1 protein-coding gene is annotated in these 417 nt (G+C 59.0%); it reads right to left on the bottom strand.

What is annotated here, in order from left to right; all coding sequences use genetic code 11:
• Positions 1–417 (bottom strand): IS256 family transposase (locus tag NG99_RS26890; protein ID WP_034899856.1); only part of this gene is annotated, 417 nt, incomplete at both ends.

A 417-nucleotide genomic window follows, 5' to 3' on the forward strand; every position in this document is an offset into this window, starting at 1 on the left:
AGTGGCAACGCCTCGATCACTTCAGTTTCAGCGGTCTGTTCTATTTCCGCCATGCTGTGCTGCGGCAGGTAGCGGTTCTGCAACAGCCATTCTTCGTTCTGCTCTGTCAGTACCGCGCCCAGCAGCCGCATAATGCTCTCTTCATTGGGGAAGATGCCCACCACATCGGCACGCCGCTTCACCTCTTTGTTCAGGCGCTCCAGCGTGTTTGTCGAGTGGATTTTCACCCGGTGCGCTTTCGGGAAGCTGAAGTACGCCAGCACGTCTGCTTCCGCCTCGTCCATCATCTCCGTGACTGCCGGGAAGCTCTTTTCCAACTGAGTGGCGACCTCGCGCCAGGTGGCGTGAGCACTCTGTTCTTCAGTCTGCACGAACACCTGTTGCAGGGCAGCGCGGACAACCGACTGGCTGGCCCTG

The sequence above is a fragment of the Erwinia typographi genome, assembly GCF_000773975.1.
GTDB classification, from domain to species: domain Bacteria; phylum Pseudomonadota; class Gammaproteobacteria; order Enterobacterales; family Enterobacteriaceae; genus Erwinia; species Erwinia typographi.